This is a genomic window from [Ruminococcus] torques ATCC 27756 (genome assembly GCF_000153925.1).
In the GTDB taxonomy this organism is placed as follows: Bacteria; Bacillota; Clostridia; order Lachnospirales; family Lachnospiraceae; genus Mediterraneibacter; species Mediterraneibacter torques.
Genome location: NZ_DS264365.1, coordinates 20980 through 45355, shown reverse-complemented (window position 1 = coordinate 45355; position 24376 = coordinate 20980). Strand labels below are relative to the sequence as shown.

The 24376-nt window shown below is 42.9% G+C and carries 35 protein-coding genes, 1 pseudogene and 1 other annotated feature; all 36 genes and pseudogenes read left to right on the top strand.

Going from position 1 to position 24376, the window contains the following annotated elements:
* Positions 1-7 precede the first annotated feature (7 nt).
* The 36 genes and pseudogenes from RUMTOR_RS09670 (at position 8) to rpsK (ending at position 24374) form a co-directional block, all read left to right on the top strand.
* Complete coding sequence (locus tag RUMTOR_RS09670; protein ID WP_004847532.1) at positions 8-802, top strand: copper homeostasis protein CutC; 795 nt, start codon at positions 8-10, stop codon at positions 800-802.
* A 74-nt stretch (positions 803-876) separates the two neighbouring features.
* Positions 877-1160, top strand: a binding site (T-box leader).
* Positions 1161-1317: 157 nt separating this feature from the next.
* Positions 1318-2541 (top strand): tyrosine--tRNA ligase, encoded by a 1224-nt coding sequence (gene tyrS, locus RUMTOR_RS09665; protein ID WP_004847531.1) that lies wholly within the window; start codon positions 1318-1320, stop codon positions 2539-2541.
* A gap of 52 nt (positions 2542-2593) precedes the next feature.
* Positions 2594-3820 (top strand): [FeFe] hydrogenase H-cluster maturation GTPase HydF, encoded by a 1227-nt coding sequence (gene hydF / locus RUMTOR_RS09660; protein WP_004847530.1) that lies wholly within the window; start codon positions 2594-2596, stop codon positions 3818-3820.
* A 212-nt stretch (positions 3821-4032) separates the two neighbouring features.
* Positions 4033-4536 carry a PTS sugar transporter subunit IIA gene (locus RUMTOR_RS09655; protein ID WP_004847529.1) on the top strand — a complete coding sequence of 168 codons (504 nt, stop codon included), beginning with the start codon at positions 4033-4035 and terminating at the stop codon, positions 4534-4536.
* A gap of 1 nt (position 4537) precedes the next feature.
* Positions 4538-4717, top strand: a complete 180-nt coding sequence (locus RUMTOR_RS13320; protein ID WP_004847528.1) for a CAT RNA binding domain-containing protein — start codon at positions 4538-4540, stop codon at positions 4715-4717.
* Positions 4678-5367 carry a PRD domain-containing protein gene (locus RUMTOR_RS09650; protein WP_207634938.1) on the top strand — a complete coding sequence of 230 codons (690 nt, stop codon included), beginning with the start codon at positions 4678-4680 and terminating at the stop codon, positions 5365-5367. Before RUMTOR_RS13320 ends, RUMTOR_RS09650 begins: the two co-directional genes overlap by 40 nt.
* 141 nt (positions 5368-5508) lie before the next feature.
* A complete protein-coding gene (locus RUMTOR_RS09645; RefSeq protein WP_004847526.1) occupies positions 5509-6867 on the top strand; it encodes a PTS transporter subunit EIIC in 1359 nt (452 codons plus the stop codon).
* A 2-nt stretch (positions 6868-6869) separates the two neighbouring features.
* Positions 6870-8825: an oxidoreductase gene (locus tag RUMTOR_RS09640; RefSeq protein ID WP_004847525.1), complete on the top strand. Its 1956-nt coding sequence runs from the start codon at positions 6870-6872 to the stop codon at positions 8823-8825.
* A 25-nt stretch (positions 8826-8850) separates the two neighbouring features.
* Positions 8851-10251 (top strand): glycoside hydrolase family 1 protein, encoded by a 1401-nt coding sequence (locus tag RUMTOR_RS09635; RefSeq protein WP_044998211.1) that lies wholly within the window; start codon positions 8851-8853, stop codon positions 10249-10251.
* 411 nt (positions 10252-10662) lie between these two features.
* Positions 10663-10980 (top strand): 30S ribosomal protein S10, encoded by a 318-nt coding sequence (gene rpsJ / locus RUMTOR_RS09630; protein WP_004847522.1) that lies wholly within the window; start codon positions 10663-10665, stop codon positions 10978-10980.
* Between the two features lie 96 nt (positions 10981-11076).
* Positions 11077-11760, top strand: a complete 684-nt coding sequence (gene rplC / locus RUMTOR_RS09625; RefSeq protein ID WP_009243092.1) for a 50S ribosomal protein L3 — start codon at positions 11077-11079, stop codon at positions 11758-11760.
* Positions 11761-11789: 29 nt separating this feature from the next.
* A complete protein-coding gene (gene rplD / locus RUMTOR_RS09620; RefSeq protein ID WP_004847520.1) occupies positions 11790-12410 on the top strand; it encodes a 50S ribosomal protein L4 in 621 nt (206 codons plus the stop codon).
* Positions 12410-12709: a 50S ribosomal protein L23 gene (gene rplW / locus RUMTOR_RS09615; protein WP_004847519.1), complete on the top strand. Its 300-nt coding sequence runs from the start codon at positions 12410-12412 to the stop codon at positions 12707-12709. Before rplD ends, rplW begins: the two co-directional genes overlap by 1 nt.
* Positions 12710-12777: 68 nt before the next feature.
* Positions 12778-13620: a 50S ribosomal protein L2 gene (gene rplB, locus RUMTOR_RS09610; RefSeq protein WP_009243089.1), complete on the top strand. Its 843-nt coding sequence runs from the start codon at positions 12778-12780 to the stop codon at positions 13618-13620.
* Positions 13621-13646: 26 nt separating this feature from the next.
* Positions 13647-13928 (top strand): 30S ribosomal protein S19, encoded by a 282-nt coding sequence (rpsS, locus tag RUMTOR_RS09605; RefSeq protein ID WP_004847517.1) that lies wholly within the window; start codon positions 13647-13649, stop codon positions 13926-13928.
* A gap of 31 nt (positions 13929-13959) precedes the next feature.
* Positions 13960-14346, top strand: a complete 387-nt coding sequence (gene rplV / locus RUMTOR_RS09600) for a 50S ribosomal protein L22 (protein WP_004847516.1) — start codon at positions 13960-13962, stop codon at positions 14344-14346.
* A 9-nt stretch (positions 14347-14355) separates the two neighbouring features.
* Complete coding sequence (gene rpsC, locus RUMTOR_RS09595; RefSeq protein ID WP_004847515.1) at positions 14356-15012, top strand: 30S ribosomal protein S3; 657 nt, start codon at positions 14356-14358, stop codon at positions 15010-15012.
* Positions 15012-15449, top strand: a complete 438-nt coding sequence (gene rplP / locus RUMTOR_RS09590; RefSeq protein ID WP_004847514.1) for a 50S ribosomal protein L16 — start codon at positions 15012-15014, stop codon at positions 15447-15449. The genes rpsC and rplP overlap by 1 nt, the downstream gene beginning before the upstream one ends.
* A complete protein-coding gene (gene rpmC, locus RUMTOR_RS09585) occupies positions 15439-15639 on the top strand; it encodes a 50S ribosomal protein L29 (RefSeq protein WP_009243087.1) in 201 nt (66 codons plus the stop codon). Before rplP ends, rpmC begins: the two co-directional genes overlap by 11 nt.
* A 24-nt stretch (positions 15640-15663) precedes the next feature.
* Positions 15664-15942 carry a 30S ribosomal protein S17 gene (rpsQ, locus tag RUMTOR_RS09580; RefSeq protein ID WP_004847512.1) on the top strand — a complete coding sequence of 93 codons (279 nt, stop codon included), beginning with the start codon at positions 15664-15666 and terminating at the stop codon, positions 15940-15942.
* Positions 15943-15964: 22 nt separating this feature from the next.
* Positions 15965-16333 (top strand): 50S ribosomal protein L14, encoded by a 369-nt coding sequence (gene rplN / locus RUMTOR_RS09575; protein ID WP_004847511.1) that lies wholly within the window; start codon positions 15965-15967, stop codon positions 16331-16333.
* Positions 16334-16347: 14 nt separating this feature from the next.
* On the top strand, positions 16348-16659 hold the full coding sequence (gene rplX / locus RUMTOR_RS09570) for a 50S ribosomal protein L24 (protein WP_009243085.1): 312 nt from the start codon (positions 16348-16350) through the stop codon (positions 16657-16659).
* Positions 16660-16682: 23 nt separating this feature from the next.
* Positions 16683-17222, top strand: a complete 540-nt coding sequence (gene rplE / locus RUMTOR_RS09565; RefSeq protein ID WP_009243084.1) for a 50S ribosomal protein L5 — start codon at positions 16683-16685, stop codon at positions 17220-17222.
* A 12-nt stretch (positions 17223-17234) separates the two neighbouring features.
* Complete coding sequence (locus tag RUMTOR_RS09560; RefSeq protein WP_004847508.1) at positions 17235-17420, top strand: type Z 30S ribosomal protein S14; 186 nt, start codon at positions 17235-17237, stop codon at positions 17418-17420.
* Between the two features lie 88 nt (positions 17421-17508).
* Positions 17509-17910: a 30S ribosomal protein S8 gene (rpsH, locus tag RUMTOR_RS09555; protein WP_004847505.1), complete on the top strand. Its 402-nt coding sequence runs from the start codon at positions 17509-17511 to the stop codon at positions 17908-17910.
* A 179-nt stretch (positions 17911-18089) separates the two neighbouring features.
* Positions 18090-18632: a 50S ribosomal protein L6 gene (gene rplF / locus RUMTOR_RS09550; RefSeq protein ID WP_004847504.1), complete on the top strand. Its 543-nt coding sequence runs from the start codon at positions 18090-18092 to the stop codon at positions 18630-18632.
* Between the two features lie 17 nt (positions 18633-18649).
* Positions 18650-19018: a 50S ribosomal protein L18 gene (rplR, locus tag RUMTOR_RS09545; RefSeq protein WP_004847503.1), complete on the top strand. Its 369-nt coding sequence runs from the start codon at positions 18650-18652 to the stop codon at positions 19016-19018.
* Positions 19019-19033: 15 nt separating this feature from the next.
* Positions 19034-19543, top strand: coding sequence for a 30S ribosomal protein S5 (rpsE, locus tag RUMTOR_RS09540; protein ID WP_004847502.1), 510 nt, complete (start codon positions 19034-19036; stop codon positions 19541-19543).
* Between the two features lie 59 nt (positions 19544-19602).
* Complete coding sequence (rpmD, locus tag RUMTOR_RS09535; protein ID WP_004847501.1) at positions 19603-19785, top strand: 50S ribosomal protein L30; 183 nt, start codon at positions 19603-19605, stop codon at positions 19783-19785.
* Between the two features lie 20 nt (positions 19786-19805).
* The gene (rplO, locus tag RUMTOR_RS09530; RefSeq protein ID WP_004847500.1) at positions 19806-20246 is read left to right on the top strand and encodes a 50S ribosomal protein L15; all 441 of its coding nucleotides are present in this window, start codon (positions 19806-19808) and stop codon (positions 20244-20246) included.
* Positions 20246-21598 carry a preprotein translocase subunit SecY gene (secY, locus tag RUMTOR_RS09525; RefSeq protein ID WP_004847499.1) on the top strand — a complete coding sequence of 451 codons (1353 nt, stop codon included), beginning with the start codon at positions 20246-20248 and terminating at the stop codon, positions 21596-21598. The genes rplO and secY overlap by 1 nt, the downstream gene beginning before the upstream one ends.
* A 156-nt stretch (positions 21599-21754) precedes the next feature.
* Positions 21755-22399 (top strand): adenylate kinase, encoded by a 645-nt coding sequence (locus RUMTOR_RS09520; protein ID WP_044929484.1) that lies wholly within the window; start codon positions 21755-21757, stop codon positions 22397-22399.
* Between the two features lie 47 nt (positions 22400-22446).
* On the top strand, positions 22447-22665 hold the full coding sequence (gene infA / locus RUMTOR_RS09515; RefSeq protein WP_004847497.1) for a translation initiation factor IF-1: 219 nt from the start codon (positions 22447-22449) through the stop codon (positions 22663-22665).
* Between the two features lie 286 nt (positions 22666-22951).
* The gene (gene rpmJ / locus RUMTOR_RS09510; RefSeq protein WP_003497809.1) at positions 22952-23065 is read left to right on the top strand and encodes a 50S ribosomal protein L36; all 114 of its coding nucleotides are present in this window, start codon (positions 22952-22954) and stop codon (positions 23063-23065) included.
* A 391-nt stretch (positions 23066-23456) separates the two neighbouring features.
* Positions 23457-23825 carry a 30S ribosomal protein S13 gene (gene rpsM, locus RUMTOR_RS09505; protein ID WP_009243082.1) on the top strand — a complete coding sequence of 123 codons (369 nt, stop codon included), beginning with the start codon at positions 23457-23459 and terminating at the stop codon, positions 23823-23825.
* 151 nt (positions 23826-23976) lie between these two features.
* Positions 23977-24374, top strand: a pseudogene (gene rpsK / locus RUMTOR_RS09500) (30S ribosomal protein S11).
* The last annotated feature ends 2 nt before the right edge of the window (positions 24375-24376 follow it).

The following is a 24376-nucleotide window of genomic DNA, read 5'->3' as shown; positions in this document are numbered from 1 at the left end:
CGCGGCGATGTCGTATTTACTTGAAGTATGTGCCGACAGTGTAAGATCTGCGGTTGAGGCGCAGGCGGGCGGAGCGGATCGCATAGAATTGTGTTCGGGTCTTGTGATCGGAGGTCTGTCTCCGTCGGTCGCGATGTTTGAACAGGTAAAGAAAAATGTCGATATTCCTGTAAGAGTGCTGCTTCGTCCGAGATTCGGAGATTTCTGTTATGACGGATATGAATTCGAGACGCTGAAGGAAGAAGTCTGTCTGTTTAGAGAGGCGGGAGCCGACGGTGTTGTTATCGGTATTTTAAAACCGGACGGAAGGCTTGATACAGATAGGATGAAGGAACTTGTCGAATGTGCAAAGTCCGAAAGTAAAAGTGGGAAACGCCCATGTGCGGTCACTTTTCACAGAGCTTTTGATGTGTGCCGGAGTCCGTATGAAGCGCTGAGGCAGTGTATAGAGCTGGGAATTGATACAATTCTTACGAGCGGGCAGAAAGACAGCGCATGGAATGGCAGGGAACTTTTAAAAGAACTTGTGAGGGAAGCTGCCGGGGAGATTGAGATTCTTGCAGGAGCCGGGATAAGTCCTGAAGTAATCGGAAAACTGGCAGACTATGCAGGCGTGACGTCTTTTCATATGTCGGGCAAAAAAGTGACTGACAGTAAGATGGAGTTTCGCAGAGAAGACGTGCCGATGGGAATACCGGGTTTTCCTGAATTTGACATTTGGCAGACGGATGCCGGGCTGGTCGGGAATGCAAAGCGGATATTGATTGATTTACAAGAAGAGTCGTTAAAAAATGACCGGTGAAGAATTTGTGGCTGATCAATATGTAGTCGGCTCTTGACAAAAGAAGAAGTGTAAGCTAAGATATGCTTCATATTATATAGGCTTTGAAGGGAAGAAGTAACAGGTGAACGTGATGACAGAAAGCAGCCGGTTGATGAGAGGCGCGTGAGACGAATCTGTGAATACATCCCGGAGCTTCGCACTGAAAAGAAGTCTGTCCTGCGGTACAGGAGAAACCATTACCGCGGATGTAAAATGGCAGATGATGAGTAGGCTGTGACGGAGTGGTATACGTTATCGTACCGGAATGAGACTGAAAGCGCCGATGTTCGGCGATTCGGTGAATTAAGGTGGTACCACGGAAATATCCGTCCTTATTGCGTGAGCGATAAGGGCGGTTTTTTTGTATAGGCAACGAGCCAAAGTCCGGGCTTGCCCGAGACCTTGGCGACTGCTTACAATCCCGGAATGTGCCTTTTGGCACTTCCGGTGATTTAGAAACATTTGATATTTTACAGAGAATAAGGAGAAAGAAAATGGGAATTTACGAGGAACTTCAGGCAAGAGGTTTGATTGCGCAGGTGACGGATGAAGAACGAATCCGCGATTTAGTAAACAGTGGAAAGGCTGTATTTTATATTGGGTTTGATCCTACGGCAGATAGTCTTCATGTAGGACATTTTATGGCGCTGTGTCTTATGAAACGTTTACAGGAAGCGGGAAATAAGCCGATCGCATTGATCGGAGGCGGAACGGGATATATCGGAGATCCGTCAGGAAGAACAGATATGAGAAGCATGATGACGCCGGAGCAGATCTGTCATAACTGCGATTGCTTTAAAGAGCAGATGAGCAAGTTTATTGATTTCTCAGAAGGAAAAGCGCTTATGGTAAATAATGCGGACTGGCTTCTTGATCTGAATTATGTAGAAGTGCTTCGTGAGATCGGACCGCATTTTTCGGTAAACCGTATGCTTACGGCAGAGTGTTATAAGCAGAGGATGGAAAAAGGATTAAGTTTCCTTGAGTTTAACTACATGATCATGCAGGCTTATGATTTCTATGCATTGTTCCAGAAATACGGATGTAATATGCAATTCGGCGGCGACGATCAGTGGAGCAACATGCTTGCGGGAACAGAGCTTATCCGCAGAAAATTGGGAGAAGATGCAGGCGCGATGACTATTACGCTGCTTTTGAATTCCGAAGGAAAGAAGATGGGAAAAACACAGTCAGGTGCTGTATGGCTTGACCCAAATAAAACATCGCCGTTTGATTTTTATCAGTATTGGAGAAATGTTGCGGATGCAGACGTTTTGAAATGTATTCGTATGCTTACGTTCCTTCCGCTTGAGGAAATAGATAAGATGGATTCGTGGGAAGGAGCGCAGCTTAATACTGCGAAAGAGATTCTGGCATATGAGCTGACAAAACTTGTCCATGGAGAAGAGGAAGCGAAGAAAGCGCAGGAAAGCGCAAGAGCTTTGTTTAGTAAAGGTAATGCGGCGGAGATGCCGACTGCACAGCTTACAGAAGAAGATCTTACAGACGGAAAGATCGATATTCTTACAATGCTTGTGAAGAGCGGACTTGTTACATCTAAATCCGAGGCAAGACGCGCGGTACAGCAGGGAGGCGTTGCCGTAGACGGTGAAAAAGTTTCTGATATTGCCGCATCTTTCGGAAAAGAGGAACTCTCGGGCGAAGGAATTATTTTGAAAAAAGGAAAGAAAAACTTCCGCCGGGTTGTTGCAGAGTAAGAAGCGGCGAAAAAAGAACGGATCAGATCAAAGAAGGAAAGGAAGTGGCGGTATGGGATTGAATAACACACCGATGTCTGAACGGGTTCATATTGGATTTTTCGGAAGGAGGAATGCCGGAAAGTCGAGTGTTATGAATGCCGTTACAGGGCAGGATCTGGCAGTTGTATCAGATGTGAAAGGTACGACGACGGATCCGGTATATAAGTCAATGGAGCTGCTTCCGATCGGTCCGGTTGTGATGATAGATACACCGGGAATAGACGATGAAGGAGAACTTGGGAAACTGCGGGTGAAAAAAAGTTACCAGACGCTTAATAAGACAGACGCGGCTGTACTTGTTATCGATGCGGCAGCGGGAGTTTCCGGGGAAGACAAAAAGCTCCTTGAAAAGATCAAGGCAAAGAAAATTCCTTATGTTGTCGCGCTGAATAAAAAAGAACTTGCAGAAGAAGAGGATATGGAACGGATCAAGAAAGAACTTGATTCGGATGGTGGCTGGATCATCGAAGTGAGCGCGGCGGCAGGCGACGGTATTTGTGAGCTGAAAGAGAAGATTGCGGCAGCAGTGCATCAGGAGGAGACGGAGAATGTTCTTGTTCGAGATCTGCTTCATCCTTCTGATATCGTCGTTCTTGTAGTGCCTGTCGATTCGGCAGCTCCGAAAGGCAGACTGATCCTTCCTCAGCAGCAGGTGATCCGTGATATTCTTGAAGCAGAGGCGGTATCGGTAGTTGTAAAAGAAAACGGACTGAAAAATATTCTTGATCAGTTAAAAGAAAATCCGAGAATGGTGATTACGGACAGTCAGGTCTTTAAAAAGGTGTCAAAGGATACTCCTGCCGATGTGCCGCTTACTTCTTTTTCGATATTGATGGCGCGGTATAAAGGCAATCTGGAACAGGCAGTTAGGGGTGTGACAGAACTGGATCGATTAAAAGACGGAGATGTCGTGCTGATCAGCGAAGGATGTACGCACCACCGACAGTGCGAGGATATCGGAACGGTGAAGATTCCCCGCTGGATCAGGGAATATACAGGCAAAGAGATTCAGATAGAGACAACATCGGGAACGGAATTTCCGGATGACTTAAGTAAATATAAGTTGATCATTCACTGCGGCGGCTGTATGCTGAATGAGCGGGAGATGAAGTACCGTTATAGCTGCGCGGCGGATCAGGGGATTCCGATAACGAATTACGGAATTATGATCGCCTATGTGAACGGTATTTTAAAGCGAAGCGTAGAATTGTTTCCCGAGCTTTATGAAATACTGTAAAACTGTAAAACAGGAATTGTTTTGGTTGACAATATTATATGTTGTTGTTATAATGAATTTAATTAAAGAGGGACATTGGGAATGTCACTGGTAATGCAGGCTAAACCAAAATCAGCAGAGCTGATTTTGGTTTTTTTGATATTAAGAGTTAATATTAGCGGTAAAAGAACCAGCCAAATGGTAATAAACGTTTTGCTTTTGGAGGAATAAAAATGTTTTTTTTGAAGAATCATGTAGAAAAAGTAAAGATAGAAAATATAAAATCGAACGAAGTGTATGCGCCTGTCGAAGGAGAAGTAATTCCGTTAGACGAAGTGGATGATGCTGTGTTTTCTGAAAAAATACTTGGAGACGGAGTGGCTGTGGAACCGGATAAGGGAGAAATCTATTCTCCGGTGAAAGGTACTGTTTCGGTTGTGTTTCCGACAAAGCATGTAGTGGGAATTACGACAGAAGAAGGGGCTAATATCATTCTTCATATCGGGATCGATACGGTAGAACTTAAGGGAAAAGGCTTCGATGTGAAAGTGGAACAGGGAGATAAAGTAGAGGCGGGGCAGTTGTTGATGAAAATAAATCTCCCGTTTATCAGAAAGCACCATCCTGCGACAGTTATGGTGATCTTAGAAAAAACAGACGAGTTTAAAGTTGCATGTACAAGGGATAAACAAATTCGGGCAGGCGGGCGATTATTGACGTTGGAAAGGATCATATGAAATGATTAAAATAGTACAGCCATTGAATAATAATGTTGTCATGGGATATGACAGAAAAAAAGGCGAAGTTATTATTATCGGAACAGGCATTGGGTTTCGGGCAAAAAAGGTGATCAGGTTGATGAAAGTAAAATTCAAAAAATGTTTATTACAGGAGAAAATAAACAATTACTGGAAATGATAGGGGCGATACCGCCGGAATACTTTGAGCTTGTAGAAGAGATTTTTGAGAAGGCGAAAGAGGAGTATGGATTTTTGCCGAAAGAAAAGGAAACTCTTGCATTGCTGGATCATATACATTTTGCGATAAAGCGAATGAAGGAAAATCTGGTGCTTGATAATCCGTTTGAAACGGAAATCAGGCAGTTTTATCCGAAAGAGTGGGAAATTGGATTATATGCGAAGAAATGTATAAAAAGAAGATTTGGGATAGAGATACCGGATGCAGAAGTCGGATATATAGCAATGCATATAATTGCTTCGGAATTTCAAAAAAGCAGACGTACTGTAAGCAAAACATTTGAAGTGATCGATTTGGCGCTGAAATATATACGGGACAATTATTTGACAGATGTAAAAGAAGATTCATTGGCTTATACAAGATTGGTTACTCATGTAAAATATTTTGCGCAACGGTATGTAGATAACAAAGAAAGTATGGATGAAGACGAACTTTTGGATCAGACGATAAAAGAACGGTTTCAAAGAGAAGTTTGCTGCATTGAAGGCTTATCGGAAATGTTATATAGGAAGTATGGAAGACCGGTTACTGTGTCAGAAGAAAATTATCTTGTATTGCATTTGAGAAACTGTGTTGCCAATAAAGAATAATGGAAATGTAATAAATAATAAAACATGGAGTGATGAGGTGGTCACTATTAGATTAGGCCAGACTCAAAGGTGGAATATGCCTCTGCCTTTGGGTCTGTTTGCTTATATAAAAATAAAAAGTTAAAAGAAAGGAGAAGGCATATGGATCTGAAAAGAACGGCAAGAGAAGTTTTGGAAAATGTGGGAGGAGAGGAGAACATCATCAGTATTATGAGTTGTTTTACTCGTGTTCGTGTGGAACTAAAAGATAAAACAAAGGTTGATGAGAAAAAGCTAAAAGAAGCGGATGGATGTCAGGGCGTGAATTGGGTCGGAAATACAGTGCAGATTATTTTCGGCGGACGATGTAATGATGTCTATGATGAATTAGAGAAAATTGTTCATATTACGGAGACGGAAGCGAACGGTGAAAAGAGTATTGTTAAGAAGCAGTCTGTATGGGCGGTAGTGATTGACTATATAGCAAACTCGATACAGCCTGTTGTTCCGATCTTGATAGCGTCTGGATTTTTACAGAGTGTGTTGGCGATGCTGAATTACCTTGATATTGACACGACGACATATACATATCAGGTATTGAATTCTATAGGACAGGCGGGATACTATTTCCTCCCGATATTCCTTGCGTTTGCAGCTGCCAAAAAATTAAGGATCAATCCTTATCTTGGGGCATTGGTAGGAGCGGTAATGGTTTATCCTGCGATAATCGAAGCAGGAAGCGCAGGGGGTACGGCATCATTTTTGGGAGTGCCGGTTACGCTTGTATCTTATGCGTCATCAATTACTCCTATTTTGATTTCTATGCCGGTTGTCATGTGGATCAACAAACTAGCAAAAAAAATTAGTCCCAAAGTATTGTCAAGTCTTTTGATTCCGATTATTACAATGATTTTATCAATACCGGTTGTTTTGATTGTAACAGGTCCTGTGGCAACGTGGATTGGAAACGGATTATGCGGAGTTGTTTCGTTTATATTTACAAAGATGTCGGTTGTAGGAGGGCTGCTTATCGGAGGGGCTGCGCCGTATCTTGTTTTGACCGGCGTTCATAATGGAATTGCTTTGCCGATAACTTTGTCGGAACTTGCGAGTCAGGGTTTTTCCTATTTTTTTCCATTGTTGGCATATGGCAACATAGCGGTCGGAGGAGCTGCTCTTGGCGTTTGGTTTAAGACGAAAAATAATCGTTTGAAAACGACAGCAATGTCGTCTTGCTTAATGGCTGTAGTGGGGATTACAGAACCGGCATTGTTTGGGGTGTTGCTCCCTGCGAAAAAACCACTCATCGCATTAGGAGTTATGGGAGCGGTCTGCTCGGCGGTTTCTTTGATGTTCGGAGTAAAATGTACGGCACTAAGTATGTGTGGACTTGGCGGCCTGCCGGCATTCTTCGGAGATACATTTGTTATTTGGTGTATTTTGATGGCGGTTTCTTTTGTCGGAGCATTTTTGATTACGATATTGATCGGGTTTAAAGATATACCGGAAGAGGAGGCGTAAAAATGAATATTGAAAGGGAAAGGGGAAAATGTAAATATCCACTTTTGTTTCAACCGTTGAAAGTGAACAAAATTGTTTTGAAAAACAGGATTATTTCGGCTCCATTGGGAAGTAATACAGATAAATCATTAAGTGGGATAGGGATGATTATCAGAGGAACGAGCGGATCGGTGGATGATACGCGTATGCGTTTAACTCCGGGAACGTATTGTTTTGCAGATTTATTCCAGGCGGCTAAAGTCAGAGAAGAAGTTTCATTGATCAGACAGCGCGGTGCGAAAGCGGAGTTTGAATTGTGTCACTGCGGTCAGTTTGCGGTTGTGGAAGAAGGTGATTATGCCATAGGGCCGGTATCCTTCGTAAGAAACGATGGAACAGAGGTGCGGGCTATGGATGAAAAAATGATGGATGAAATCGCAGATAAATTTGCAAAGTCGGCATGTGACGCAAAAGAGTATGGGTTTGATGGGGTATTGCTTCATTTCGGACACGGATGGCTTCCGGCACAATTTCTTTCTCCGTATTTTAATAAAAGAAAAGATGAGTATGGGGGGAGCTTTGAAAATAGAATAAAATTCCCGATGATGATCGTAGACAGGGTGCGGCAGGCGGTTGGACGAGATTATATGTTGGATATGCGGATAAGTGGAGAAGAGCATATAGAAGGCGGCATGGAGATTGATGAAGTTGCGGAATTTATAAAAAGGATTGAAGATAAGATAGATATGGTTCATATTTCCTGCGGAGTGGAAATAGATAATCGTACAAAAATCTACATGTCGCCTACGGCATATGCACCGCATAAAATCAATGCGAAAATGGCAAAACTTGTGAAAGAAAAAGTGAAGATACCTGTAGCGGTAGTGGGAGGGATTATGACTCCGGAAGAGGCGGAAGAAATACTTGAGGACGGATGTGCCGATGCTGTTGTCATAGGACGTCAGTTGATCGCCGATCCATGGTGGGTGAAAAAAGCATGGGAAGGCCGATCGGAAGATATTGTTCCGTGTATCAGATGCATGAACTGTTATAATCCATATCAATATAAAACAGAGGAAGAACGAAGAAAGCATGTCGGGCTCAATACAGTTCCGTGCTGCTCGGTGAATCCGAGATATTTGCATGAAGATCGCGTCCCGAATGAACTGCCGGAAGCGTCTGTAAAGAAAAAGACAGTAGTAGTCGGCGGAGGTCCTGCCGGAATGCAGGCTGCGTTGACGGCGGCACGAAGAGGACATCAGGTGATTCTTTTAGAACGAGAAGGGGAATTGGGCGGACAGTTGATCTGCTCAGAGTATGATGAGGTAAAGCAGGATTTAAAGAGATTGAAAGATTATTTGATCCTTCAAGTTCAAAAGGCGGAAGTAGAAGTAAGATTAAATGTAACCGCTACACCGGAAATGGTTAAGGAATTGAGTCCTGACAGTCTGATCCTTGCACTTGGAGCTTATCCGATACAGTTAAATCTTCCGGGCACAGAAAAGAATGATCATGTTTTTACATGCATAGAAGCTTATAAATATCAGGAAAAGATTGGTGAAAATGTGGTCGTTATAGGCGGCGGATCTATCGGATGTGAGTTGGGGGTTGAATTGAGCAGAAAAGGAAAACAGGTGACGATTCTTGAAATTGAAAAAGTGTTGAACCGAACTTTGAATGATATTATGAAAACTGCTTTAAAAACAGAAATGGAAAAATGCAGAACATTAACCGTGCTGACAGAGACTCGATGTGTTTCGATAGAGGAGGGATTCGTAACTGCGGCATCTAAGGATGGGGAAGAATTTGAAATAAAAGCAGATACAATTATTTTTGCGGCAGGGATGAAGGCTAGAACCGATGAGGCGAATACATTTTTCGGAATCGCGCAGGACACGAATATAATCGGCGATGCAAATCGGGTAGGAACGGTATGGAATGCGATGGAGGACGGATATTATATTAGCGCGGGATTATGACTTTGGCGAAAGGGGCGATGTGGATATGTTTCCTGAACATTTTCTTTGGGGCGGAGCGGTTTCCGCAAATCAATGCGAAGGTGCGTTTGATGAAGAGGGAAAAGGAATCTCCATACAAGATGTACTTCCGAAAGGGTTGAAAGGTGGAATGACAGAAGAGCCGGTGAAAGAGAATTTAAAGTTAAAAGGAATTGATTTTTATCATCGGTATAAAGAAGATTTAAAAATGATGGCTGAGATGGGATTTAAAGTTTTTCGGACATCGATTGCATGGAGTCGGATTTTTCCGCGTGGAGATGAAGAAAAACCGAATCAGAAGGGAATAGAATTTTATCACAACTTGTTTGCAGAATGCAGAAAATACGGAATCGAACCGCTTGTGACATTGTCGCATTACGAAACTCCGTTGTATTTAGCGGAAAAATACGATGGATGGCGCAGCAGAAAGATGATTGATTTTTATAAAACATATGTAAAGGCAGTATTTGAAGAATATAAAGATGAAGTGAAATACTGGCTTACATTTAATGAAATCAACTCAATACTGGAGTCTCCTTTTATGAGTGGAGCGATCATGACTCCGAAAGATGAACTGACGGAAGAGCAGCTTTATCAGGCGGCGCATCATGAACTGACTGCAAGCGCATGGGCAGTGAAGATCGGTCATAAAATTAATCCGGATTTTAAAATCGGGTGTATGATTTTAAGCGTGCCTGTATATCCGCTGACTCCGGAACCGGATGATGTCCTGGCGGCAAAAGAACAGGAGCATAAAAGCTTAATGTTTGCAGACGTTCATGTTCGGGGAAAATATCCGGGATATGCGCTGAGATATTTTAGAGAACATGGAATTTCTTTAGAGATAGAAGAAGCGGATCGGGAAGTTTTGAAAGAGACGGTAGATTTTATTTCATTGAGTTATTATATGAGCGCGTGCGCGACTGCACATTCGGAAAAGATGCGAAGAGGTGAAGGAAATATATTGGGAGGCGTTCCTAATCCGATGTTGAAATCGAGCGAATGGGGATGGCAGATAGATCCGAAAGGATTGAGATATGTATTGGAAATATACTGGGAAAGATATCAAAAACCGTTGTTTGTTGTCGAAAACGGACTTGGAGCGAAAGATTATCCGATTCATAAAGAGGACGGAAGCGTGGAAATTGCCGACGATTACCGGATAGAGTATTTACGAAAACATATTGCGGAAATGGAAAAGGCGATTGAAAACGGCGTCGATGTTATGGGATATACGGTTTGGGGATGTATTGATCTTGTGAGCGCGTCTACGGCCCAAATGAGTAAACGGTATGGGATGATTTATGTAGATAGAAATGATGACGGAAGCGGAACGTTAAAGCGTTGGAAGAAAAAAAGTTTTGGCTGGTATCAAAATGTAATAGCTAAAAATGGAAGGGAATTATAAAAGTCAAAATTGAGAAAAACAACAGATGTCCGAACTGTATGACATCTGTTGTTTCCATATATAATAGGGAAAAAGAGAAAAATGATATTGTATTGAAAAAAATACAATTTTTCATAAAAATAGCTTGAAATACAATGTTATTTCCTATATACTAAAAAAGCTGTGACATGATAGCTGTGAAGCGTGAGGTTGCTGCCCGGCAAAAAGATAAGCTGAGGCAGGTTTTCCGTGGAGCGAATGTCAAGTTAGGAAACTGGCGACAAGTCACTGTACGAATCACAACTGATTACTGATTACCACAAGGGAAAAGTATGAAACAACGTGTGAGTTTCTCACGACACACACGGGAGAGTGTACAGTCACCGCTTGTCGTACTGAAGTCAAAAGTACGAAAAGGAGGCGACTTTTTTTATGGCAAGTCAAGTAATGAGAATCACATTGAAAGCGTATGATCATCAGCTCGTTGATGCATCCGCAAAGAAAATCATCGAAACTGTAAAAAAGAATGGGTCACAGGTGAGCGGACCGGTGCCGCTGCCGACAAAGAAAGAGGTAGTGACAATTCTTAGAGCGGTACACAAGTACAAAGACTCAAGAGAGCAGTTCGAGCAGAGAACTCATAAGAGACTCATCGATATCGTTACACCGACACAGAAAACTGTGGATGCTCTTTCCAGACTGGAAATGCCGGCAGGTGTTTACATCGATATCAAAATGAAAAATAAGTAAGCGAAAAACCGCTGAACATTCAAATTAACAGTAACAATCCTAACATTTAGGATGAGCGCGAAAGCGTTCCGCTGTAAATCACAGGAGGTATTTATAATGAAGAAAGCTATTTTGGCTACAAAAGTTGGAATGACTCAGATCTTCAATCACGAAGACGGAGTTCTGATTCCGGTAACAGTTCTGCAGGCTGGACCGTGTGTGGTTACACAGGTTAAAACAGTTGAGAACGATGGCTACAGCGCCGTGCAGGTTGGATATGTTGACAAGAAAGATAAGATTGTCACAAAAGACGGAAGCGGAAGAAAAGCGATCGCACACAGAAACGGTGTGACAAAAGCTGAAAAAGGCCACTTTGACAAAGCAGGCGTATCCGGAAAAAGATATGTAAAAGAATTTAGATTTGACAATGCAGAGGAATATGCTCTTGCTCAGGAGATCAAAGCTGATATCTTCGCAGAGGGAGATCACATCGATGCGACAGCAATCTCCAAAGGTAAAGGTTTCCAGGGCGCGATCAAACGTCACGGACAGAGCAGAGGACCTATGACACATGGTTCCAAGTTCCATCGTCACGCTGGTTCCAATGGTGCGGCATCTGATCCGAGTAAAGTATTCAAAGGCAAAAAAATGCCTGGACAGATGGGTAACAAGAAGATTACTGTTCAGAACCTTGAAATCGTGAGAGTTGATGCAGAGAACAACCTGCTTCTCGTAAAAGGTTCAGTTCCGGGACCGAAGAAATGTCTTGTAACGATCAAAGAAACAGTAAAAGGAAACTAAGCTGACAATAAGAAAGGAGGAACACACAGATGGCAAAAGTATCTGTTTACAATATCGAAGGTAAAGAAGTTGATACAATCGAATTAAACGATGCTGTATTCGGTGTTGAAGTAAATGAGCACCTCGTACACATGGCAGTTGTAAATCAGCTTGCAAACAATCGTCAGGGAACACAGAAAGCCAAAACACGTTCTGAGGTTTCAGGCGGCGGAAGAAAACCGTGGAGACAGAAAGGAACAGGACACGCAAGACAGGGTTCAACAAGAGCTCCGCAGTGGACAGGCGGCGGTGTTGTATTCGCTCCGGTTCCGAGAGATTACTCATTCAAGATGAATAAAAAAGAGAAGAGAGCTGCTCTTAAATCCGCACTTTCTTCCAGAGTAGAAGAGAACAAATTCATCGTAGTTGACGAGATGAACTTCGATGAGATCAAAACAAAGAAATTCCAGAATGTCCTGAACAACCTGAACGTAAACAAAGCGCTTGTTGTTTTGGAAGACGGAAATACAAACGCAGAGATTTCTGCTAGAAACATTGCTGGCGTTAAGACAGCACGCACAAATACGATCAACGTATATGACATCCTGAAATACAACACAGTGATCGCAACGAAAGCTGCTGTTGCAACAATCGAGGAGGTGTACGCATAATGGCAAACATTCAGTATTATGATGTAATCCTTAAACCGGTTATCACAGAGAAAAGCATGGATCTGATGGCTGACAAGAAATATACATTCCTTGTACACACAGAGGCTACAAAAGCTCAGATCAAAGAAGCTGTTGAAAAAATGTTTGAAGGAACAAAGGTTGCTCGTGTCAACACAATGAACCTTGAAGGAAAAAACAGAAGACGCGGAATGGTAGTCGGAAAAACAGCTAAGACAAAGAAAGCGATCGTACAGCTTACAGAAGACAGTAAAGAAATCGAAATCTTTGAAGGACTGTAAGATCAGAAACTATATACGGTGCAAATCCGTGAAACAAATAATTAGACGAAATGAAAGGAGAGAAAGTAATGGGAATCAGAACATATAACCCATATACACCTTCCAGAAGACAGATGACAGGATCTGATTTCTCCGAGATCACAAAGACAACTCCGGAAAAATCACTTCTTGATTCCAAAAAAAGAAAAGCAGGTCGTAACGCACAGGGTAAGATTACTGTAAGACATCGCGGCGGCGGCGCTAAGAAAAAATATAGAATCGTAGACTTCAAGAGAAAGAAAGACGGAATCCCGGCAACAGTAGTAGGTATCGAATACGATCCGAACAGATCTGCAAACATTGCGCTGATCTGCTACGCAGACGGAGAAAAAGCATATATCCTTGCTCCTGAAGGACTGAAAGACGGAATGACAGTTATGAACGGTGCAGATGCCGAAGTAAGAGTAGGAAACTGCCTCCCGCTTTCTGAGATTCCGGTAGGTACTCAGATCCATAACATCGAGCTTTATCCGGGAAAAGGCGGACAGCTTGTTCGTTCAGCAGGAAACAGCGCGCAGCTTATGGCTAAAGAAGGAAAATATGCAACACTCAGACTTCCGTCAGGTGAGATGAGAATGGTTCCGATCATCTGCCGCGCATCTATCGGTGTGGTAGGAAACGGAGAGCACAACCTGATCAATGTAGGTAAAGCAGGACGTAAGCGTCACATGGGCATCCGCCCGACAGTACGTGGTTCTGTTATGAACCCGAACGACCATCCGCATGGTGGTGGTGAAGGTAAGACAGGTATCGGCCGCCCGGGTCCGTGTACACCGTGGGGTAAACCGGCACTTGGTCTTAAGACCCGCAAGAAAAACAAAGCTTCTAACAAGCTGATTGTAAGAAGAAGAGACGGTAAAGCGATTAAATAATTAGATTCACAAGGAGGTTAGAACCTATGGCTCGCTCACTTAAAAAAGGACCATTTGCAGACGAAAGCTTACTGAAAAAAGTAGACGCTATGAACGCTGCAGGTGATAAATCAGTTATTAAGACATGGTCACGCCGTTCTACAATCTTCCCGTCATTTGTAGGCCACACATTTGCCGTACATGACGGAAGAAGACATGTACCGGTATATGTTACAGAAGATATGGTAGGACACAAACTCGGTGAGTTCGTTGCGACAAGAACTTACAGAGGACACGGCAAAGACGAGAAGAAGTCGAAAGTCAGATAAGATTCATATATTTTGAAAGGAGGGTTCATCCATGGCAAAAGGACACAGATCCCAAATCAAGAGAGAAAGAAACGAGCAGAGAGATACAAGACCTTCAGCTAAGATTTCTTACGCAAGAATATCTGTTCAGAAGGCATGCTACGTTCTTGATGCCATCAGAGGTAAGGATGTACAGACAGCACTCGGTATTTTAGCTTACAATCCGAGATATGCTTCAGCAGTTATAGAGAAATTACTGAAATCAGCGATTGCTAACGCTGAGAACAACAACGGTATGAGCGTTGACAACCTTTACATTGAGGAGTGCTACGCAAACAAAGGACCGACAATGAAGAGAATCAGACCGAGAGCACAGGGTAGAGCTTATAGAATCGAGAAGAGAATGAGCCACATCACAATCGTGCTGAATGAAAGATAGGAGGACAATATGGGACAGAAAGTAAATCCTCATGGCTTGAGAGTCGGCGTTATCAAAGAATGGGATTCCAAATGGTACGCAGAGAAAGATTTCGCTGACAACTTGGTTGAAGACCACGAGATCAGAACATTTTTAAAGAAAAGATTATACAGCGCCGGAATCTCCAAAATCGAGATCGAGAGAGCTTCCGATCGCGTGAAGATCATTGTTTATACAGCTAAACCGGGCGTTGTTATCGGTAAGGGCGGTTCCGAGATCGAAAAAGTAAAAGCAGAGCTTGCTCAGTTCACAGATAAGAAACTTATCGTTGATATCAAAGAGATCAAAAGACCGGACAAAGACGCACAGCTTGTAGCTGAGAACATTGCCCAGCAGCTTGAGAACCGTATTTCATTCAGACGTGCTATGAAATCCTGCATGTCCAGAACAATGAAAGCAGGAGCTCTTGGAGTTAAAACTTCTGTATCCGGACGTCTCGGCGGAGCTGATATGGCTCGTACAGAGTTCTACAGCGAGGGAACAATTCCGCTTCAGACACTTAGAGCAGACATTGACTATGGATTCGCAGAAGCTGACACAACTTACGGAAAAGTCGGTGTAAAGGTTTGGATTTACAAAGGCGAAGTTCTTCCGACTAAAGCAGATAAGGAAGGGAGAGATAAATAATGTTAATGCCAAAAAGAGTAAAACGTCGTAAACAGTTCCGTGGTACCATGAAAGGAAAAGCTCTCAGAGGTAACACGATCGCATATGGTGAGTACGGTATCGTAGCGGCAGAGCCGTGCTGGATTCGTTCCAATCAGATCGAGGCAGCCCGTGTTGCCATGACACGTTACATCAAACGTGGCGGTAAAGTTTGGATCAAAATTTTCCCGGATAAGCCGATCACGGCAAAACCGGCTGAGACTCGTATGGGTAGCGGTAAAGGTACAGTTGAGTATTGGGCAGCTGTAGTAAAACCGGGCCGCGTGATGTTTGAAATTGCAGGAGTACCAGAGGAAACAGCTAGAGAGGCACTTCGACTTGCAATGCATAAATTACCTTGCAAATGCAAAATCGTTTCTCGCGCAGACTTAGAAGGCGGTGATAACAGTGAAAACTAATACATTTGTAAAAGAATTAAGAGGAAAATCCGTAGAGGAATTAAATCAGGAATTAGTAGCTGCTAAGAAGGAACTCTTCAACTTGAGATTCCAGAATGCCACAAACCAGTTGGACAATACAAGCAGAATCAAAGAAGTAAGAAAAAATATCGCACGTATCCAGACGATGATCACAGAGGCTGGACGATAAGCGGATATCAGCTTCTTTGCCAGAATGATTGAAAGGAGAATAGAAGTGGAAGAGAGAAATCTGAGAAAAACCCGTACGGGTAAGGTCGTAAGCGACAAGATGGACAAAACAATCGTTGTTGCCGTGGAAGACCATGTAAAACACCCGCTTTATAAGAAGATCGTAAAAAGAACTTACAAGCTGAAAGCTCATGATGAGAATAACGAGTGTAAGATCGGTGATACAGTAAAAGTTATGGAAACAAGACCTCTGTCAAAAGACAAAAGATGGAGACTTGTGGAGATCATGGAGAAAGCAAAATAATTTTTGAAGGAGGTTTACCTGCATGATACAGCAAGAAAGCAGACTGAAAGTAGCAGACAACACAGGCGCTAAAGAATTACTGTGCATCCGTGTGCTTGGCGGTTCTACAAGAAGATATGCGAGCATCGGTGATGTGATCGTTGCAACTGTAAAAGATGCAACACCAGGCGGCGTTGTTAAAAAAGGCGATGTCGTAAAAGCTGTTGTTGTTCGTTCTGTAAAAGGCGCTCGTCGTAAAGACGGTTCCTATATCAGATTCGATGAAAATGCTGCTGTTATTATAAAAGACGATTTGAATCCGCGTGGAACACGTATTTTTGGACCAGTAGCCCGTGAGCTTAGAGAGAAGCACTTTATGAAAATTGTTTCTCTTGCTCCGGAAGTACTGTAGGGAGGTGCCTAAGAATGTCAACTATGAAAATTAAAACAGGCGACACTGTAAAGGTTATCGCCGGAAAAGATAAAGACAAAGAGGGCAAAGTTATCGCCGTAAATAAAAAAGACGGAAGAGTCCTCGTTGAAGGCGTCAATATGCTGACAAAGCACACAAAGCCGAGCGCAGCAAACCAGAACGGTGGCATCGTACATCAGGAAGGTTATATCGATGCATCTAACGTAATGCTTATGCACAAAGGTCAGGCAACACGAGTAGGCTTCAAAATGGATGGAGACAAAAAAGTTCGTTTCGCAAAGAAGACTGGCGAAGTTATTGATTAATTCGGGAAGGAGGACCAAGGACTTTGAGTAGACTGAAAGAACAGTACCAGAATGAGATCGTTGACGCAATGATCAAAAAATTCGGATATAAAAATATTATGGAAGTGCCGAAGCTCGACAAAGTTGTTATCAACATGGGCGTTGGCGAAGCAAAAGAAAATGCAAAGGTTTTAGAGTCTGCAATCGCCGATATGGAAAAGATCGCAGGTCAGAAAGCCGTTGTTACAAGAGCAAAGAACTCCGTGGCTAACTTCAAAATCAGAGAGGGTATGCCGATCGGATGTAAGGTTACGCTTAGAGGCGAGAAAATGTATGAGTTCGTTGATCGTCTGATTAACCTTGCGCTTCCGCGTGTGCGTGACTTCAGAGGTGTAAACCCGAACGCATTTGACGGAAGAGGAAACTATGCACTTGGAATCAAGGAGCAGTTGATTTTCCCGGAGATCGAATATGATAAGATCGACAAAGTCAGAGGTATGGACGTAATCTTTGTTACAACAGCCAAAACTGACGAGGAAGCACGTGAATTATTGAAACAGTTCAATATGCCGTTTGCAAAATAAAGGAGGAAAATCATGGCAAAGACATCTATGAAAATCAAACAGCAGCGCAAGCCTAAATTCTCCACAAGAGAATATAGCCGCTGCAGAATCTGCGGACGTCCGCATGCGTATTTGAGAAAATATGGAATCTGCCGTATCTGCTTCCGTGAACTGGCATACAAAGGACAGATCCCGGGAGTTAAGAAAGCCAGCTGGTAAGCCGAAAGCAGTTTGGCGCATCGCAAAGAAATTTTCCGCGGGGCAGAAAATGTAGAACAGATAGAATATAAAAGGAGGATACATCCACATGACTATGAGCGATCCTATTGCAGATATGCTTACAAGAATCCGTAATGCGAACACTGCAAAACATGATACAGTTGATGTACCGGCATCCAAGATGAAACTTGCTATCGCAAATATTCTTCTTGATGAGGGATATATCGCAAAATATGATCTTGTAGAAGACGGACACTTTCAGACAATTCATATCACACTGAAATACGGTGCTGATAAGAACGAGAAAGTTATCACAGGACTTAAGAGAATCTCAAAACCGGGACTTCGTGTTTATGCAAACACAGAAGATATCCCGAGAGTACTCGGCGGACTTGGAACAGCGATCATTTCTACAAACAAAGGCGTTGTAACAGATAAAGAAGCAAGAAAACTCGGCGTAGGCGGAGAGGTACTTTGCTTCGTTTGGTAATTTAAATCCGTTGAGTACAGAGGAAACACCATCGCCGCTAAACTCGTGGGAGACCTCGTTAAGCGTCGAGGTGTACTTTCGCACTAAGCTCGAAAGTACCTCGCTAAGTGCTCAATGCAACTGAAAACAGAGGAGCCAAAGCAGCTCCTCCGAAAATCTAAGTTAAGGAGGAATAGGGTATGTCACGTATAGGAAGACTGCCGGTTGCAATTCCTGCAGGAGTAACTGTAGAAGTTGCAGAGAACAATGTAGTGACTGTGAAAGGTCCGAAAGGAACTCTTACAAGAGAGCTTCCGACAGAAATGGAAATTAAGGTTGAAGGCGAAGAAGTAACTGTAACAAGACCGAACGATCTCAAGAAAATGAAATCTCTTCACGGTTTGACAAGAACACTGATCAACAACATGGTTGTCGGAGTTACAGAAGGATATCAGAAAGTCCTTGAAGTAAACGGTGTAGGTTACAGAGCATCAAAATCAGGAAATAAACTGACACTGAACCTTGGATATTCTCATCCGGTTGAGATGATCGATCCGGAAGGCGTTGAGACAGTTCTGGAAGGTCAGAACAAGATCACTGTAAAAGGAATCGACAAAGAAAAAGTTGGACAGTATGCGGCTGAGATCAGAGATAAGAGAAGACCGGAGCCATATAAGGGCAAAGGTATTAAATATGCTGACGAAGTAATCAGACGTAAAGTAGGTAAGACCGGTAAGAAATAAATAAGGAGAGTGTGAAAATGGTTAGTAAGAAATCAAGAAGCGAAATTCGTAGAAAAAAACACATGAAATTACGCAACCGTTTCAGCGGCACTGCTGAAAGACCGCGTTTAGCTGTTTTTAGAAGTAATAATCATATGTATGCTCAGATCATCGACGACACTGTTGGAAATACTCTGGTTGCGGCTTCCACTCTTCAGAAAGATGTGAAAGCAGAACTTGAGAAAACAAACAACGTTGAAGCAGCAGCATGCCTCGGAAAAGTAATTGCCGAGAAAGCAAAAGAAAAAGGTATTACAGAAGTTGTATTCGACAGAGGCGGCTTCATTTATCAGGGTAAGATCAAAGCACTGGCAGACGCAGCAAGAGAAGCCGGGCTGAATTTCTAGGAAGGGAGAACACAGATGAGACAGGAACGCATTGATGCTAGTCAGATGGAATTATTAGAAAAAGTGGTATCAATCAAACGTGTTACCAAAGTTGTTAAAGGTGGTCGTAACTTCAGATTTACAGCTTTAGTTGTTGTCGGAGACGGCAATGGTCATGTTGGTGCAGGTTTGGGAAAAGCTACTGAAATCCCGGAAGCGATCCGCAAAGGGAAAGAAGACGCTATGAAGAAAATGATCGAGATCACATTCGATGAGAACGGAAGTATCACACACGATGTACTCGGAAAATTCGGAAGTGCATCCGTACTTCTGAAAAAAGCTCCGGATGGTACAGGAGTAATCGCCGGAGGTCCGGCTCGTGCCGTGATCGAGATGGCGGGAATCAAAAATATTCGTACAAAATCTCTCGGATCAAACAATAAACAGAATGTCGTACTTGCTACGATCGAAGGACTCAAAGACGTTAAGTCTCCGGAAGATGTTGCAAGACTTCGCGGCAAATCGATCGAGGAGATCATGGGCTAAGACGATAGAAAATGTTGAATAACAGATTCTATCCTATCGCATAAGGAGGTAAGATTGAAATGGCAAACTTAAAAGTTACGTTAGTAAAGTCTACAATCGGAGCCATACCAAAGCATAAAAGAACAGTTGAGGCTCTTGGTCTCAAGAAGACCGGCAAGACAGTCGTACTGCCGGACAATGCAGCTACCAGAGGTATGGTACAGCAGGTTAGACATTTAGTTAAGGTTGAAGAAGAGGCATAAAAAGATAAGGAGGTAACGTCATGGACTTATCAAACTTAAGACCGGCAGACGGTTCAAAACAGAGTGATAATTTCAGAAGAGGCCGTGGACATGGTTCAGGAAACGGTAAGACAGCCGGTAAAGGCCATAAGGGACAGAAAGCACGTTCCGGCGCTACAAGACCCGGATTCGAAGGCGGTCAGATGCCTTTGTACAGAAGAATACCGAAGAGAGGATTCACTTGCAGAAACTCTAAGACGATCGTAGGTATCAACATCAGCGAACTCGAAAGATTCGAGGACGGAGCTACAGTATCTGTTGAAACACTGATCGAGAGCGGTATCGTGAAAAACCCGAGAGACGGAGTTAAAATTCTTGGAAATGGAGAGTTAACTAAGAAGCTTACAGTTCAGGCAAATGCATTTAGTGCAAAAGCTGCTGAGAAAATTGAAGCGCTTGGTGGAAAAGCAGAGGTGATCTAATGCTGAAGACAGTGCGTAAAGCATTTCAGATTGAGGATATCAGAAAACGAATTTTTTATACGTTCGTAATGCTTGTCATCGTAAGACTTGGATCACAGCTTCCGACTCCGGGGGTAGATCCGACATTTATCAAGGAATTTTTTGCACAGCAGACGGGGGACGCTTTCAACTTTTTTGAAGCGTTCACCGGAGGCTCGTTTACAAACTTTTCCATTTTTGCATTGAGCATCACACCGTACATCACTTCATCCATTATTATGCAGCTTCTCACAATCGCAATTCCGAAATTAGAGGAGATGCAAAAAGAAGGAGAAGAAGGAAGAAAGAAGATTGCCGCAATTACACGTTATGTGACAGTTGCGCTGGCGCTTATTGAGTCTACTGCAATGGCAGTTGGATTCGGTCGACAGGGTCTTCTCGAAGAATACAATTTCGTAAGCTGTGCAGTTGTCGTATGTACACTGACGGCGGGAAGTGCCTTTATGATGTGGATCGGTGAGCGCATCACTGAAAACGGTGTCGGAAACGGTATTTCTATCGTTCTTCTGATCAATATTATTTCTCGTGTTCCGAGTGATTTATACACACTTTACGAGAAATTCATGAGTGGAAAGAAACTTGCTCAGGCAGGTCTTGCGGGATTGATTATTTTAGCGGTAATTCTTGCAGTAGTAGTCTTTGTTGTTCTTCTTCAGAGCGGAGAAAGACGAATTGCGGTACAGTATTCTAAAAAAGTACAGGGAAGAAAAACATACGGCGGACAGTCTACACATATTCCGCTTCGTGTAAACACTGCCGGAGTAATCCCGGTTATCTTTGCATCATCTTTGATGCAGACTCCGATCGTCATTGCCCAGTTCCTCGGAAAAGGAAACGGAACAGGCATCGGAAGCCAGATCCTTGCTGCAATGAATTCAAACAACTGGTGTAATCCGGCAAAACCGGTTTATACGGTTGGACTGCTTGTATATATTCTGCTCACAATCTTCTTTGCATATTTCTATACATCGATTACATTTAATCCTTTGGAGATTGCAAATAATATGAAGAAGAGCGGCGGATTTGTTCCGGGTATTCGTCCGGGAAAACCGACAGTTGAATATTTGCAGAAAATTTTGAATTACATTATTTTCATAGGCGCATGCGGACTGATTATCGTTCAGGTAATCCCATTCTTCTTCAATGGTATGTTCGGCGCAAACGTTTCTTTCGGAGGAACATCGCTTATCATTATCGTAGGTGTTGTGCTTGAAACGATCAAGAAGATTGAGTCGCAGATGCTTGTGAGAAATTACACAGGATTCTTAAATAATAAAGGAAGCAACGCGTCAAACAGCTTTCTTGGATATTAAATAACAATGTTTAACAGCTCGCCCTGTTTTGCCTTGAAAAAGGCAAAACGCAGCGGGCTCAAGGTGTATTTTAAGATAAAACAAAAAACAGTTCTGTATGCAGGAAAATATTTCGGGGCAAAAGAACTGTTTGCATATCGATCGGAGGTAGAAGTTATGAAGATTATCATGCTGGGAGCGCCGGGAGCCGGAAAAGGAACACAGGCTAAAAAGATTGCAGAAAAATATTCGATTCCACATATTTCCACGGGAGATATTTTCCGTGCCAATATCAAAAACGGAACGGAGCTTGGGAAAAAGGCGAAGACATATATGGATCAGGGTCTTCTTGTGCCGGATGAATTAGTAGTCGATCTTGTTGTAGATAGAGTGAATCAGGATGATTGTGCGAACGGATATGTGCTTGACGGTTTTCCGCGTACGATTCCGCAGGCAGAAGCATTAGACAAAGCTCTTGCCGACATGGGACAGAAGATAGATTATGCTATCGACGTAGAAGTTCCGGATGAAAATATCGTAAACAGAATGTCGGGAAGAAGAGCCTGCGTAGACTGCGGGGCAACATATCATCTCGTATATGCCCCTACGAAAGAAGAAGGAATTTGCGATAAATGCGGAGGCGGTTTGATTCTTCGCGACGATGACAAGCCGGAAACAGTTCTGAAAAGACTTGGCGTCTATCATGACCAGACGCAGCCTTTGATCGATTATTATACACAGTCCGGTATTTTAAAGGAAGTAGACGGAACGATCGATATTGATGATGTATTTGCGGAAATTGTAAGGATTCTGGGAGAGTAAAAATGTGAAACGGCATGTGATGCCGAAATTCAGGAGGATTAAATAATATGTCAAAAGCTGACGTAATAGAAATCGAGGGAGTAGTAGTAGAGAAGCTCCCGAATGCAATGTTTAAAGTGGAACTCGAGAACGGACATATCGTTCTTGCACATATCAGCGGAAAATTAAGAATGAACTTTATTAAAATTCTTCCGGGAGATAAAGTGACGCTCGAGATGTCGCCATATGATCTTAGCAAGGGGAGAATTATCTGGAGAGATAAATAAAGCATAAAGGAAGCCGGTGCAATAAAGCCGGGCGGAATTTGAGTATTTACGGGAAGTTGTTCTGTGAGACTGCAGTGACGAAGAGTCAGGGCTTATGTACAGAACAACTTTTTTGCGTAATATTTGCGATTAAAAAGCGGAGCGAAAAAGAAATAGGAAAGTATAAGAAATAGAGGGTTGACTTAAATGCGGGGTTGGTGATATACTATGAAATGGTCATTTCTGGTGAGGTGTGCCCAAATGACCGGAAATTGTAGGTAAGCAAAGAAGGGAAGGAGGATTTGACATGAAGGTTAGATCATCAGTAAAACCAATTTGTGAAAAATGCAAGATTATTAAAAGAAAAGGAAGCATCAGAGTAATCTGTGAAAATCCGAAACACAAACAGCGTCAGGGTTAATTGACAGGAAGTTTGTGAAGTGATTTAGGCGGCTGACAGCATGACACACGAGGATGTGTGTAGAGCTGTTTAATATACAGTAAGGTTACACCGTATCTGCCCATCAGGTACCGGCAGTGCGTGTGTCCCGCTTCCGTAGTTTGCCCGTTTCGTCCATTTGTGACGATCATAGGCAGAGCCGGCATATGGCTTGAACGGATGCGATTGTATATTGCTTCTAATACCCGGCGTTTGCATTGACGGATAAGATCCGTGCCGGGAAAGGGCGCGAGGAGAACGCGTCTGGGCTGGGATATCGGCAAAAGGCCGGTAGGATGCGGCATTATAATAAGCAGAGCGTCCGCAGCCTCAATTAAAGACAGTATAAACAAAGAAAATGGAGGAAAGACACATGGCTCGTATTGCAGGTGTAGACTTACCAAGAGACAAACGTGTAGAGATCGGCTTGACTTATATTTATGGAATCGGAAGAACAAGCGCAAGCCGTATTTTGGCAGATGCAGGAGTAGATCCGAATACTCGTGTAAGAGATCTTACAAGTGAAGAAGTAAAAAAGATCAGCGCAGTGATCGATGAAACTCAGGTTGTAGAAGGTGATCTTAGAAGAGAGATCCAGCTTAACATCAAGAGACTGAAAGAAATCGGATGCTACCGTGGAATCCGTCATAGAAAAGGACTTCCGGTGCGTGGTCAGAAGACAAAGACAAACGCAAGAACATGTAAAGGTCCGAAGAGAACAGTAGCAAACAAGAAAAAATAAGCTGAAAGCAACTTAATGAAAACGAAGTTTGAATTTAGTGCGAAGCCGTTCGCAAATCTTAGCAAATGCGAAGCATGAGCTTAGCTGAGCGAACAAACTTGTTATAACAAGGAATTAAATCAAAGAGAAAGAAGAAAGTAGGTTAGTTTAAATGGCAAAGAAAGTTGCAAAAAAAGTAAACAAAAAAAACGTGTCAAGAAAAACGTTGAACGAGGACAGGCACATATCCAGTCATCTTTTAATAATACAATCGTTACATTAACAGATACACAGGGAAATGCTCTTTCATGGGCAAGTGCAGGCGGTCTGGGATTTAGAGGTTCAAGAAAATCTACTCCATATGCAGCGCAGATGGCAGCTGAGACAGCAGCTAAAGCGGCATTGGTACACGGACTTAAGTCTGTAGATGTATTCGTAAAAGGACCGGGATCAGGACGTGAAGCGGCAATCCGTGCTCTTCAGGCATGCGGTATTGACGTAGTAAGTATCAAAGACGTAACACCGGTTCCGCATAACGGATGCCGCCCGCCGAAACGCAGAAGAGTGTAATC